At 63.2% G+C, this 11,865-nt stretch carries 11 protein-coding genes; 9 read left to right on the forward strand and 2 right to left on the reverse strand.

Going from position 1 to position 11,865, the window contains the following annotated elements:
• Window positions 1–27: 27 nt before the first annotated feature.
• Together alr and NKJ84_RS00375 are read left to right on the forward strand one after the other, a co-directional pair.
• Entirely contained in the window at window positions 28–1,179 is a 1,152-nt protein-coding gene (gene alr / locus NKJ84_RS00370) for an alanine racemase (RefSeq protein WP_352504912.1), read from the forward strand.
• 66 nt (window positions 1,180–1,245) lie between these two features.
• Window positions 1,246–2,574, forward strand: a complete 1,329-nt coding sequence (locus NKJ84_RS00375; protein ID WP_352505150.1) for a D-amino acid dehydrogenase — start codon at window positions 1,246–1,248, stop codon at window positions 2,572–2,574.
• Between the two features lie 37 nt (window positions 2,575–2,611).
• Here NKJ84_RS00375 and NKJ84_RS00380 read toward each other — a convergent pair whose 3' ends face one another.
• Entirely contained in the window at window positions 2,612–3,493 is an 882-nt protein-coding gene (locus NKJ84_RS00380) for a LysR family transcriptional regulator (protein WP_352504913.1), read from the reverse strand.
• 220 nt (window positions 3,494–3,713) lie between these two features.
• On the opposite strand from NKJ84_RS00380, the gene NKJ84_RS00385 reads away from it, so the two are divergent.
• From NKJ84_RS00385 to NKJ84_RS00395, 3 genes are all read left to right on the forward strand, one after another.
• A complete protein-coding gene (locus NKJ84_RS00385) occupies window positions 3,714–5,210 on the forward strand; it encodes a CoA-acylating methylmalonate-semialdehyde dehydrogenase (RefSeq protein WP_352504914.1) in 1,497 nt (498 codons plus the stop codon).
• Window positions 5,211–5,709: 499 nt separating this feature from the next.
• Window positions 5,710–6,006 carry a hypothetical protein gene (locus NKJ84_RS00390; protein ID WP_352479612.1) on the forward strand — a complete coding sequence of 99 codons (297 nt, stop codon included), beginning with the start codon at window positions 5,710–5,712 and terminating at the stop codon, window positions 6,004–6,006.
• Between the two features lie 291 nt (window positions 6,007–6,297).
• A complete protein-coding gene (locus tag NKJ84_RS00395) occupies window positions 6,298–6,630 on the forward strand; it encodes a hypothetical protein (RefSeq protein ID WP_352479613.1) in 333 nt (110 codons plus the stop codon).
• A gap of 13 nt (window positions 6,631–6,643) precedes the next feature.
• On the opposite strand, the gene NKJ84_RS00400 is transcribed toward NKJ84_RS00395, so the two are convergent.
• Window positions 6,644–7,234, reverse strand: coding sequence for a GntR family transcriptional regulator (locus tag NKJ84_RS00400; RefSeq protein WP_502895519.1), 591 nt, complete (start codon window positions 7,232–7,234; stop codon window positions 6,644–6,646).
• 166 nt (window positions 7,235–7,400) lie between these two features.
• Between NKJ84_RS00400 and NKJ84_RS00405 the strand changes: the two genes are divergently transcribed.
• The 4 genes from NKJ84_RS00405 (at window position 7,401) to NKJ84_RS00420 (ending at window position 11,861) form a co-directional block, all read left to right on the forward strand.
• Window positions 7,401–8,294: a dihydrodipicolinate synthase family protein gene (locus NKJ84_RS00405; RefSeq protein WP_352504915.1), complete on the forward strand. Its 894-nt coding sequence runs from the start codon at window positions 7,401–7,403 to the stop codon at window positions 8,292–8,294.
• A 48-nt stretch (window positions 8,295–8,342) separates the two neighbouring features.
• Window positions 8,343–9,593 (forward strand): NAD(P)/FAD-dependent oxidoreductase, encoded by a 1,251-nt coding sequence (locus NKJ84_RS00410; RefSeq protein ID WP_352504916.1) that lies wholly within the window; start codon window positions 8,343–8,345, stop codon window positions 9,591–9,593.
• A 28-nt stretch (window positions 9,594–9,621) separates the two neighbouring features.
• Window positions 9,622–10,623, forward strand: coding sequence for a 4-hydroxyproline epimerase (locus tag NKJ84_RS00415; protein ID WP_352504917.1), 1,002 nt, complete (start codon window positions 9,622–9,624; stop codon window positions 10,621–10,623).
• A gap of 335 nt (window positions 10,624–10,958) precedes the next feature.
• On the forward strand, window positions 10,959–11,861 hold the full coding sequence (locus NKJ84_RS00420) for a branched-chain amino acid ABC transporter permease (RefSeq protein WP_254816418.1): 903 nt from the start codon (window positions 10,959–10,961) through the stop codon (window positions 11,859–11,861).
• Window positions 11,862–11,865 lie beyond the last annotated feature (4 nt).

The raw sequence follows: 11,865 nt of genomic DNA on the forward strand, positions 1-11,865 counted from the left end.
GCCAGCCTTCCGCTAAAACAGGTCGGCATGAACGACATCTCCAGCAAATCTCTTCCGCCGACCGCCACCCTGGGCGAACCGGTCAGCGAAGCCGCGGCGGGGGCGATCCTGACCATCGATCTCGGCGCCGTGCGTGAGAATTACCGGCGGCTGAAGGCGCGGCTGGGCGGAGTCAGTTGTGCTGGAGTGGTCAAGGCCGACGGTTACGGGATTGGCGCGGTGCCGGTAGCCGCGGCACTGATGGCTGAGGGTTGTAATACCTTCTTTGTTGCGCATTTGGCCGGCGGCATCTTGCTGCGCAAGGCGCTCGGCTCAGGCCCGGCCATTTATGTGCTGAACGGCATTCCGCCGGGTGCGGAAAGGGAAGCGGTTGCAGCAGGGCTTTGCAGCGTACTCAACAGCGCCAGCCAACTCGCGGCATGGCGCGAAATGGCCGGACGGGTGGGCCGTAAGCTGCCGGCCGCCCTCCAAGTCGACAGCGGCATGTCGCGGCTCGGCATGACGCTGTCCGAGGTGAAGGCAGTCGCGCGGGATCCACAGGCCTTCGACGGTGTCGAACTGACCTTCGTGATGAGCCATCTCGCCTGCGCCGACGAACCCGAGCAACCGGCCAACGAACAGCAACGGCTGGAATTCGAACGGCTGCGCCGGATGCTGCCGGAAGCGTCGGTTTCGCTTGCCAATTCATCGGGCATTTTTCTCGGGCAGCGCTATCACTACGACCTCGTTCGTCCGGGTGCCGCTCTCTATGGCATCAATCCGACGCCGGCGAAGGACAATCCGATGCTGCCGGTGGTGCGATTGCAGGCCAAGGTCATCCAGGTGCGGATGCTGGAGGCTGGCGCCGGTGTCGGCTACGGCCACACTTTCCATGCCAAGGCCCCGCTTGCCGCGGCGACGATTTCGCTCGGCTACGGCGATGGCTGGCATCGTCGCGCCGCTTCCGCTGCCTGGTTCGAAAATGTGCGGCTGCCCTTCGTCGGCCGGATTTCAATGGATACGATCATCCTCGACATTTCCGCACTGCCGCCCGGCAAGCTGAAGGCCGGCGACCTCGTCGAACTGATCGGGCCGTCGTCGCAGACGGTGGACCAGGTAGCCGGCCAGGCCGGCACTATCGGCTACGAGGTCTTGACCAGCCTCGGCCACCGTTTCCACCGGCGCTATGTGAATCGCTAGGACGCAAGCTTGTTGTCCTCACGCATGTCTTTTCCCTGAGCATCGGCACTTGGCTGACGCCACAGAATCCGGCAGACAGAAGGCGGCGATGATCCCGGTCTCGAATCCCGACGAGATGCCGCCGCGGAGAACCAAACGATGAAGATCTTCGTGCTGGGCGGCGGCGTGATCGGGGTCACCACCGCCTATTTTCTTGCCGAGGCCGGCCATCAGGTGACGGTGATCGATCGCCAAAAAGGCCCGGCGCTGGAAACCAGCTTTGCCAATGCCGGCGAGATCTCGCCCGGCTATGCTTCGCCCTGGGCCGGGCCCGGCGTTCCGCTGAAGGCCATCAAATGGCTTTTGATGAAGCACGGCCCACTGGTGGTGCGACCGGCCCTCGATCCGCATATGTGGATATGGCTGGTCAAGATGCTGCGCAATTGCACGGCTGAACGCTACGCGCTGAACAAGGCGCGCATGGTGCCGCTGGCCGAGTACAGCCGCGACACGCTGAAGGCGCTGCGCGAGGCGACCGGCATCGCCTATGACGAGCGTGCCAAGGGCACGCTGCAGCTTTTCCGAACGCAAAAGCAGCTCGACGGCGTCGGCGGCGATGTCGAGGTGCTGAAGACCTATGGCGTCCCCTACGAGGTCCTCGACCCCGACGGCTGCATTGCGGCCGAACCCGCGCTGGCTGGCGTGCGCGAAAAATTCGTCGGTGGCCTGCGGTTGCCCGGCGACGAAACCGGCGACTGCAAGATGTTTACCGACAGGCTTGCCGAGCTTTGCGCGGCACGCGGCGTCACCTTCGAATACGACACGGAGATACGGCGCGTCGTCAAGAAGCGCGATCGCATCACCAACATCAGCACCAGCAAGGGCTGGATGATCGCTGATGCCTATGTGATGACGATGGGCAGCTATTCGGCGCGGTTCATGCGCATGCTGAAGCGGCCCATCCCGGTCTACCCGGTCAAGGGCTATTCGATCACCCTGCCGATCAAGGACGCCGCCGCCGCACCGGTCTCGACCGTGATGGACGAGAGCTACAAAGTAGCGATCACCCGGCTCGGCGATCGTATCCGGGTCGGCGGCACGGCGGAGATTTCCGGCTTCGACCTGCGGCTGCACGAATCGCGGCGCCGCACGCTCGAACATTCGGTCGGCGACCTGTTTCCGGGCAGCGGCGACATGCGATCGGCGACCTTCTGGTGCGGGCTGCGGCCGATGACACCGGACGGGCCGCCGCTGATCGGCCGCACCGATTTCTCCAATCTCTATCTCAACACCGGCCATGGCACACTCGGCTGGACCATGGCCTGCGGCTCGGCTAAGGTTCTGGCCGACATCATCTCCAGCCGGGTGCCCGACATCGACGTCGGCGATCTCGGGCCCGGACGATACGCCAAGTAAGACGCCCACCAGCTAAGACAGCCAGCGGCCGGCAGGCTCATGCGAACAAACCCCTGTCCCGTTCGACGGCCTTGGTAATGAAGCTCGCGACGACCTGGACGCGGCGCAGCGGCCTGACCGATTCATGATAGACCAGCCAGTAGGCGCGGCGTATGGGTGCGACGATATCGAGAGGCACCAGCTCCGGCATCGAGCGGGCAACGAAGGTGTGCAGTATGCCGATCCCGGCGCCGGAACGCACCGCTTCGGCCTGGCCGAGCGCGGAGGAAATGGCGAAGCTGGTGCGCCAGTCGGCGCTGAATTCGGCCGCGTAGTCGAGCGAGGGACTGACGATCAGATCCGGCACGTAGCCGATCAGCGTATGCTGCGCTAGCTCGGCGGCGGTTCCGGGCAGGCCATGCGTGTCGGCGTAGGCACGCGACGCGAACAGGCCGAGCGTGTAGTCGACCAGCTTTCCCGCCACCAGGCGGCCTTCCGTCGGCCGCTCGACGGTGATGGCAATGTCGGCCTCGCGCCGTGACAAAGAGAAGGAGCGTGGCACCGGCACCAGCTGGATGGTGAGTTCACGGTGCAGAGCGGTCAGCGCGCCGAGGCGCCTGGCCAGGAAGGCGACGCCAAAACCGTCTGGCGCGCCGATCCGCACGGTGCCCGACACGTCGTCGCCTTCGCCTGAAACAGTCGAGCGCGCGGCGATCATGTCGCCCTCCATGCGTTCGGCGATCTCGAGGAAACGCTCGCCCGCCGGCGTCAGCTCACTGCCGGTGGTAAGCCGGCGAAACAGTTTTGTCCTGAGCGCATCCTCGAGGGCGGCGATGCGGCGCGAGACGGTCGCGTGATTAAGCTCCAGCCGCCTGGCGGCGCCGAGGATCTGACCGGCCCGCGCCACGGCAAGGAAGATGCGGGCATCATCCCAGTTCATCGGGATGGTCCGGATGATGACGATTACGGCAGCGCTCGACGGCGAAGAAACTCAATTTCTCTATCCCATGGCGTACACCACACATCTCTATCATTTGCGCGATTTGATGCACAGACACCCACTGCTATCTATTTTCTGCACAACGGTTGCGTTTTCGCTCGCGTTGCCATCGCTCTCGCAAAGGCGGACAATGCCTAATCACGAACCAGGGAGAGAGACCATGATCGAATACGGTCAATTCATCGGCGGCAAGCGCGTCGCCGGAACCAGCGGCCGCAAGCAGGACGTCATGCAGCCGATGGACGGCACGGTGCGCGGCACGGTGGCGCTGGCTTCGCAGGCGGAATTGCGCGCGGCGGTCGAAAACGCCAAGGCGGCACAGCCCGGCTGGGCGGCGACCAACCCGCAGCGGCGCGTGCGCGTCCTGATGCGGTTCCTCGAGCTGATCGCCAAGGAGTATGACGCGCTGGCCGAGATATTGGCGCGCGAACACGGCAAGACCATCGCCGACGCCAAGGGCGACATCCAGCGCGGCCTCGAAGTGGTCGAGGTCTGCATCGGTGCGCCGCACATGATGAAGGGCGAGTTCACCGATGGCGCAGGCCCCGGCATCGACGTCTATTCGATGCGCCAGCCGCTCGGCGTCGTCGCCGGCATCACGCCGTTCAATTTTCCGGCGATGATCCCGCTGTGGAAGATCGCGCCGGCCATCGCCTGCGGCAATGCCTTCATCCTCAAGCCGTCCGAGCGCGACCCGGGCGTGCCGATGCGCATTGCCGAACTGTTCATCGAGGCCGGCCTGCCGGCGGGCATCCTCAATGTCGTCAACGGCGACAAGGAAGTGGTCGACGCCATCCTCGACGATCCCGACATCAAGGCCATCGGTTTCGTCGGCTCGACACCGATCGCCCAGTACATCTACTCGCGCGGCTGCGCGGCCGGCAAGCGCGTGCAGTGCTTCGGCGGTGCCAAGAATCACATGATCATCATGCCGGATGCCGACATGGACCAGACCGTCGACGCGCTGATCGGCGCCGGCTACGGCTCGGCCGGCGAGCGCTGCATGGCGATCTCGGTGGCCGTTCCGGTCGGCAACGACACCGCCAACCGGCTGATGGAAAAACTGGTGCCGCGCGTCGAGAGCCTGAAGGTCGGTCCGTCGACAGATTCTTCCGCCGATTTCGGCCCGCTGGTCACGGCGCAGGCGCTGGAGCGGGTCAAGTCCTATGTCGACACCGGCGTCAAGGAAGGCGCCAAGCTGGTCGTCGACGGACGCGGCTTTTCCATGCAGGGTTACGAGAACGGCTACTATATGGGCGGCTGCCTGTTCGACAATGTGACCGCCGACATGCGCATCTACAAGGAAGAAATCTTCGGGCCGGTGCTGTCGGTGGTGCGCGCACCGACCTACGAGAACGCGATCAGGCTCGCCAACGAGCACGAGATGGGCAATGGCGTCGCTATCTTCACCCGCGACGGCGATGCGGCGCGCGACTTCGCCTCGCGGGTCCAGGTCGGCATGGTCGGCATCAACGTGCCGATCCCGGTGCCGATCGCCTACTATACGTTTGGCGGCTGGAAGGCGTCCTCCTTCGGCGACCTCAACCAGCACGGGCCGGACGCGTTCCGCTTCTACACCAAGACCAAGACGGTGACGTCGCGCTGGCCGTCCGGCGTGAAGGATGGCGCCGAATTCGTCATTCCGACGATGAATTAGCCGGACGGGTTTCTGTCTGCGCGTCCTCGCCTTCGGCTTCGGGCGCGCGGGCCGGCGTGAAGGATGGCGCCGAATTCGTCATTCCGACGATGAATTAGCCGGACGGTTTTCTGTCTGCGCGTCCTCGCCTTCCGCTTCGGGCGCGCGGGCCGGCGTGAAGGATGGCGCCGAGTTCGTCATTCCGACGATGAATTAGCCGGACGGTTTTCTGTCTGCGCGTCCTCGCCTTCGGCTTCGGGCGCGCGGGCCGGCGTGAAGGATGGCGCCGAATTCGTCATCCCGACGATGAACTGATCCAGATCGCGGAAAAAGAAGGCCTGGGCTCGACCCGGGCCTTTTTTTCGTCGCGGTCTTCATCGGCATGAACACTAATGTGATGGAACCAAGAAGGCAGCAATCTTCTTAGGTTGCAGTCCTGCCGCGAAGCAGACGCTGGCAGATCAACCAACGGCGCTGGTGACGGCTCCGGGGATATCGTCCGGCGCAAAGGAGGTGTCAGATGACACGTCTCATGGCGACTGTAGCTTGCGCTGCGATGGCCCTTTCCGCCGTCCCGGCAATGGCTGCCGAGCAATGTGCGGCACGCGCCGATATGGTGAAGGCGCTCGGCGAGAAGTTTCATGAAAACCCGAGCGCGGTCGGCGTCGTCAATCCGAATGTGGTGCTTGAAGTCTTCGTTTCCGACAAGGGCACATGGACCATCCTCGCCAGCGACACAAAAGGCCAAAGCTGCGTGATTTCAGTCGGCGAAGGCTGGGAGAGCGCGATGACGATAGCGGCGCTGCCAGGCACCTGATGAGGTTCCACGCTCGCGCGTAGCAGCGGCCTCGGCATGGCCGCGCAGCCTGGTGGCCCATTCTTTCGGCGACAACCGTAAAACGGATCTGCAGGCGCCCGCTTGGGCGCCTGCTTGCGCTTTTCCATTGCCGATACCATATATCGAGAACATAATGGGAACATCTAGAATCGTTCCCACCGATGGCAGACCGGAACACAGAAAGGAACGACGCGATGATGATGACGTCGGAACCGGCCTGGATCGCTCCGGCAAAGTGAGGCTGTCAAACCCCTCCTTTGCCGGAACGCGATGGCAAAGGAGGTGCCTATGGCACACAAATCGCTGTTGGGATGGGTGAAAACCCTGGTTCTTGCTGGCGCATTGGCGGTGGGTACGAACACCGCAAGCGCGCAATATCAATACTGCGTTGAACATGGCGAGCTCGTCGCCCATTTGAGCGAGAAGTTCCAGGAAAGGCAGTTTGCTTTGGGGCTGATCGGTCATGAGGCGGTCATGGAAGTCTTTGTCGCCGAGACCGGAACCTGGAGTATCGTCGTCACCGATATCGCCGGCAGAAGCTGCATCGTCGCGGCCGGCGACAATTGGGAAAACGTGATGGCCCTGCCCGGCCAGGGCGCATGACGAAATGACAGGCTCAGCGTGTGGCAGCTGCCTCGGCATGGCCGCGCAAAAGTGCCATCAGGCGCTTGGCGTCCTTGGCCGCGGCCTCCTCGTCGCCGGCTAGGATCGAGCGGATCAGCGCGACATGATGCTCGGCGGATTCGGCCAAGCCGGTATCGGCCTTGTAGCGGAACCAGAAACGGCGGCTGTGGGTTTGCAAGGGCGCCGCCAGGCGCGCGGCGAACGGGTTGTCGGCAGCCAGCGCCAGCGCCTCGTCGAGCGCCTTGTCGGCCTGGATGAAGTAAAACACATTTTCCGAAATCACCGCCTTTTGCATGGCAAGGGCAGCGTCATGGAACAGGTCGGCGGCCTCGCGGGTGACGAAGCGAGCGGCCGAGCGGGCAAGCACCACCTCGACGCCACGGCGGGCGTCGAGGACACGCAGCCAGTCGCCGGGGTGCAGCGGGGCAATGGCAATGCCGGCGCGCGGCCGGACCTCGAGCAGCCCCTCCCAAGCCAGCCGCTGGATCGCTTCGCGAACCGGGGTGCGGCCGAGGCCGAGCCTGTCGATCAGCGCCCCCTCGGTGATGAAGCTCGCCGGCGCCAGCTCGAGAGTTACGATCATGTGCTCGAGCCTGCGGTAGGCCTTCGCAGTTGCCGGCTCGGAGCCCGGCCTGTCATATACCAATGCGGCTTCTCCTGATATATTGTTGATATATCATATCAGATTCAACGTTGACAGTCGGCTTCTTAAGAAATATACGACTGATATATCAGATGGAGCGATCGATATGTGGGCCGGAGTCTTCCCCGCCGTTACGACCAAATTCACCGAGGACGACGGCCTCGACCATGCCGAGATGGAGCGCTGCTTTGCGCTGCAGATGGAGGCCGGCTGTGACGGCATCATCGTCTGCGGGTCGCTCGGCGAAGGCCCGATGCTGTCGCATGACGAGAAGATCGCGGTGCTGAAGACCGCCCAGAAGATCGCCGGCAAAAAACCGGTGCTGTTGACGGTCAACGAGGCCGGTACACGCGAGGCGGCGGCGATCGCACGCCGCGCCGCCAAGGAAGGCGCCAACGGTTTGATGGTGGTGCCAAGCCCAATCTACCATACCAATGCCGAGGAGACGGTCGCGGCACTCAGCGCCGTCGCCGCGGCCGGCGACCTGCCGGTGATGATCTACTCCAACCGGCTTGCCTATCGCGTCGACGTCACCGTCGACCAGATGGAGGAGTTGGCCAAGGACCAGCGCTTCGTCGCCATAAAAGAGTCCTCGGACGACATCCGCCGCTCGACCGAGATCATCAACCGCCTCGGCGACCGCTACGACCTGTTCACCGGCGTCGACAATCTCGCCTTTGAGGCGCTGTCGGTCGGCGCCATCGGCTGGGTGGCGGGCTTGGTCACCGCGTTCCCGCGCGAGACCGTCGCCATCTACCAGCTGATGAGACAGGGCCGCCGCGAGGAGGCGTTGAAGATCTACCGCTGGTTCCGGCCGCTGCTCGACCTCGACGTCTCGACCTATCTGGTGCAGAACATCAAGCTCGCCGAAGTCTTGGCGATCAACACCAACGACCGCGTGCGCATGCCGCGCCAGCCATTGTCCGGCGAGCGGCGCAAGGCAGTCGAAAAGGTCGTCAGGGATGCGCTGGCCGTGCGGCCGCAACTGCCGGCATTCTGATCCAGTGCCTTCGAGGGTGTTTGCAGATGTGCAGCGCGGCGCATGCCAATGAATGACAATGCTACGCTCGATGTCGCCATCATTGGTGGCGGCATTATCGGCATCTGCGCTGCCGCATTTCTGGCCGAGGCGGGGCGAAACGTCACGATCTTCGATCGGACGGGGATCTGCGAGGAGACCAGTTCCGGCAATGCCGCCGCCTTTGCCTTCTCCGACGTGCTGCCGCTCGCCCACAAGGGCATGATCAGGCAGCTGCCGAAATGGCTCGCCGACGCGCTCGGCCCGCTCAGCATCCCACCAGCCTATCTGCTGAAGCTGCTGCCCTGGCTGGTCCGCTTCTGGCGCGCCGGCCGAAGCGACCGCTATGAAGCCGGCCTTGCCGCACAGGCCGGGATGATGAAGCTCGCCGAGGCGGAATGGATGGGTTTGCTCGACCGTTCCGGCACACGGCCGATGCTGCACGAGGACGGCTCGCTCGAACTCTACGAAAGCGAAGCCGAGTTCAAGGCCTCACTGCCCGGCTGGGCGGCAAGGCAGCGCTTCGGCATCGGCTTCAGCCATGTCGAGGGGAGCGCTCTCGCCGCCTTGCAGCCCGGTCTGTCGCCGCGCTTCGTCAAGGGAACTTTCGTTCCGGGGTGGAAAACCGTCGCCGACCCCAAGCGGCTTGGAAAGGCGTTATGGGCCTATGCCGAGAGGTTGGGCGCCGGGTTCGAAAGGGCCCGGATCGAGCGTGTCGAGGCAGGACAGGACGGCGCGATCCTGACCATGGCCGACGGCACGAGGCGACGGGCGAAGCATCTCGTCATCGCTGCCGGGGCCTGGTCGCACCTGTTGGCGAGACATCTCGGCGACAGAATCCCGCTGGAGACCGAGCGTGGCTACAACACGACGCTGCCGAAGACTGCCTTCGACGTAAGGCGGCAATTGATCTTTTCCGGGCATGGCTTCGTCATCACGCCGCTCGAGACGGGCCTGCGCGTCGGTGGTGCGGTCGAACTCGGCGGCCTTGAGAGGCCGCCCAATTATGCGCGCTCGAAAGCGCTGCTCGAAAAGGCCCAGAAATTCCTGCCGGGACTGGATCCGGCCAATGGGCGCGAATGGATAGGGTTCCGGCCGTCGCTGCCGGATTCGCTGCCGGTGATCGGGCAATCGCAAAAAACGCCGTCGGTGGTGTACGGTTTCGGCCATGGTCACCTCGGCCTGACCCAGGCCGCGGCGACCGGACGCTTGATCCGCGAGCTCGTTCTCGGGCAGAGTCCATCGCTTGATCTCGGTCCGTTCAGCCCGCAACGATTTTGAGATCGAAGACATTCAGTTGGGAGCCGGCATGGCCAAGCATTCCTTCTTCTGCATAGACGGCCACACCTGCGGCAATCCGGTGCGGCTGGTTGCCGGCGGCGGACCGCTGCTCAACGGCTCGACGATGATGGAGCGGCGAGCGCATTTCCTGGCCGAATACGACTGGATCCGCACCGGCCTGATGTTCGAGCCGCGCGGCCATGACGTGATGTCCGGCTCGATCCTCTATCCACCGACGCGCGAGGATTGCGACATCGCCATCCTGTTCATCGAAACCTCGGGCTGCCTGCCGATGTGCGGCCACGGCACCATCGGCACGGTGACCTTTGCCGTCGAAAATGGATTGATCAAGCCGAAGACGCCGGGCGTGCTCAGGCTGGATACGCCGGCGGGCGTGGTCGTCGCCGAGTACAGCCAAGTCGGCGATTATGTCGAGGAGGTGCGCATCACCAATGTGCCTTCCTTCCTCTATGCCGAGGGACTGACGGTCGAATGCCCCGGGCTCGGCGAGGTCAGCGTCGATGTCGCCTACGGCGGCAATTTCTACGCCATCGTCGAACCGCAAAAGAACTATCGCGACATGGCCGACCATTCGGCCGGCGAGCTGATCGCCTGGAGCCCGGTGGTGCGGCAGCGGCTCAACGAGAAATATTCCTTCGTCCACCCGGAGAATCCCGGCATCGACAAGCTGTCGCACATATTGTGGACCGGCGCGCCGACCAACCCGCAAGCCGATGCCCGCAACGCCGTCTTCTACGGCGACAAGGCAATCGACCGCTCGCCCTGCGGCACCGGCACCTCGGCGCGGATGGCGCAGCTTCACGCCAAGGGCAAGCTTGGGGTCGGCGACGACTTCGTCCATGAATCGATCATCGGGTCGCTGTTCAAGGGCAGGGTGGAGAAAGAGGTCACCGTCGCCGGCAAGCCGGCAATCATTCCGTCGATCGGCGGGTGGGCGCGGATGACTGGATTGAACACGATCTTCATCGACGACCGCGACCCGTTTGCACACGGCTTCGTCGTCAAATAGAGAAAACGCTGACGTTAGGGAAAGACAGAGAGCGCAAACGGATTGCCTTTGACGGCGCAACGATCCCGCCCATCAACTTATTTTGACGGCGATTTCTTCGACATGGGGCGCATAGAGCGATTGAATCGTCAAAGACATTGCGTTAGGCCAATGGTAGGGTCCGCGATGGTCCAGGGGGCGGACGGGAACAAAACGGGCAATCGGACGGCGTGCGGCGAAAACACGCGTAATGATCGAAAAATCACGTTGCAATCCGGGCTCGAAACTTTACGACTAGGGAAAATACGAAAAGGAATGCGTCTGCATGGGCGACATTCCAGGGGAGCCACGACAGCATGCAGTATTTTGTCCAGCAGCTTATCAACGGGCTGACGCTGGGATCGATCTATGGGCTGATAGCGATCGGCTATACGATGGTCTACGGCATCATCGGCATGATCAATTTCGCCCATGGCGACATTTTCATGATCGGCGCTTTCACCGCACTCATCGTTTTCCTTATCCTCGGTGCGTTGTTCTATTCGCTGCCGATCGTCGTTGCGCTGCTGATCATGATGATCGTCGCGATGCTGCTGACCAGCCTGTATAATTGGACGATCGAGAAGGTGGCCTACCGGCCTTTGCGTGGTTCATTCCGGCTGGCGCCGCTGATCACTGCGATCGGCATGTCGATTGCGCTGTCCAATTTCGTCCAGGTGACGCAAGGGCCGCGCAACAAGCCGGTCCCGCCAATGGTGTCCACGGTCTACAACATCGAAGGCATCAGCGTCTCGCTGAAGCAGATCATCATCGTCCTGGTCACCATAGTCCTGCTCGCGGTGTTCTGGTACCTGGTCAACAAGACCTCGCTCGGCCGGGCGCAGCGCGCCTGCGAGCAGGATCGCAAGATGGCCGCACTGCTCGGCGTCGACGTCGATCGCACCATCTCGATCACCTTCATCATGGGCGCCGCCCTCGCCGCCGTCGCCGGCACGTTGTTCCTGATGTATTACGGCGTGGTGGTGTTTTCCGACGGTTTTACGCCGGGTGTGAAGGCGTTTACTGCCGCGGTGCTCGGCGGTATCGGCTCACTGCCCGGCGCCGTGCTCGGCGGCCTGATGATTGGCTTCATCGAAAGCATGTGGTCGGCTTATTTCTCGATCGACTACAAGGACGTCGCCGCCTTCTCCATCCTGGCGATCGTGCTGATCTTCCTGCCTTCCGGCATTCTCGGCCGGCCAGAAGTCGAAAAGGTCTGAGATC

The sequence above is a fragment of the Mesorhizobium sp. M0048 genome (assembly GCF_040323405.1).
GTDB lineage: Bacteria > Pseudomonadota > Alphaproteobacteria > Rhizobiales > Rhizobiaceae > Mesorhizobium.

What these genes read in the sequence shown, in the direction of transcription:
- alr (WP_352504912.1), top strand. Translation starts at nt 28, where the DNA reads ATGAACGACATCTCCAGCAAATCTCTTCCGCCGACCGCCACCCTGGGC.
- NKJ84_RS00380 (WP_352504913.1), bottom strand. Translation starts at nt 3,493, where the DNA reads ATGAACTGGGATGATGCCCGCATCTTCCTTGCCGTGGCGCGGGCCGGT.
- NKJ84_RS00385 (WP_352504914.1), top strand. Translation starts at nt 3,714, where the DNA reads ATGATCGAATACGGTCAATTCATCGGCGGCAAGCGCGTCGCCGGAACC.
- NKJ84_RS00390 (WP_352479612.1), top strand. Translation starts at nt 5,710, where the DNA reads ATGACACGTCTCATGGCGACTGTAGCTTGCGCTGCGATGGCCCTTTCC.
- NKJ84_RS00395 (WP_352479613.1), top strand. Translation starts at nt 6,298, where the DNA reads ATGGCAAAGGAGGTGCCTATGGCACACAAATCGCTGTTGGGATGGGTG.
- NKJ84_RS00400 (WP_502895519.1), bottom strand. Translation starts at nt 7,234, where the DNA reads ATGATCGTAACTCTCGAGCTGGCGCCGGCGAGCTTCATCACCGAGGGG.
- NKJ84_RS00405 (WP_352504915.1), top strand. Translation starts at nt 7,401, where the DNA reads ATGTGGGCCGGAGTCTTCCCCGCCGTTACGACCAAATTCACCGAGGAC.
- NKJ84_RS00410 (WP_352504916.1), top strand. Translation starts at nt 8,343, where the DNA reads ATGAATGACAATGCTACGCTCGATGTCGCCATCATTGGTGGCGGCATT.
- NKJ84_RS00415 (WP_352504917.1), top strand. Translation starts at nt 9,622, where the DNA reads ATGGCCAAGCATTCCTTCTTCTGCATAGACGGCCACACCTGCGGCAAT.
- NKJ84_RS00420 (WP_254816418.1), top strand. Translation starts at nt 10,959, where the DNA reads ATGCAGTATTTTGTCCAGCAGCTTATCAACGGGCTGACGCTGGGATCG.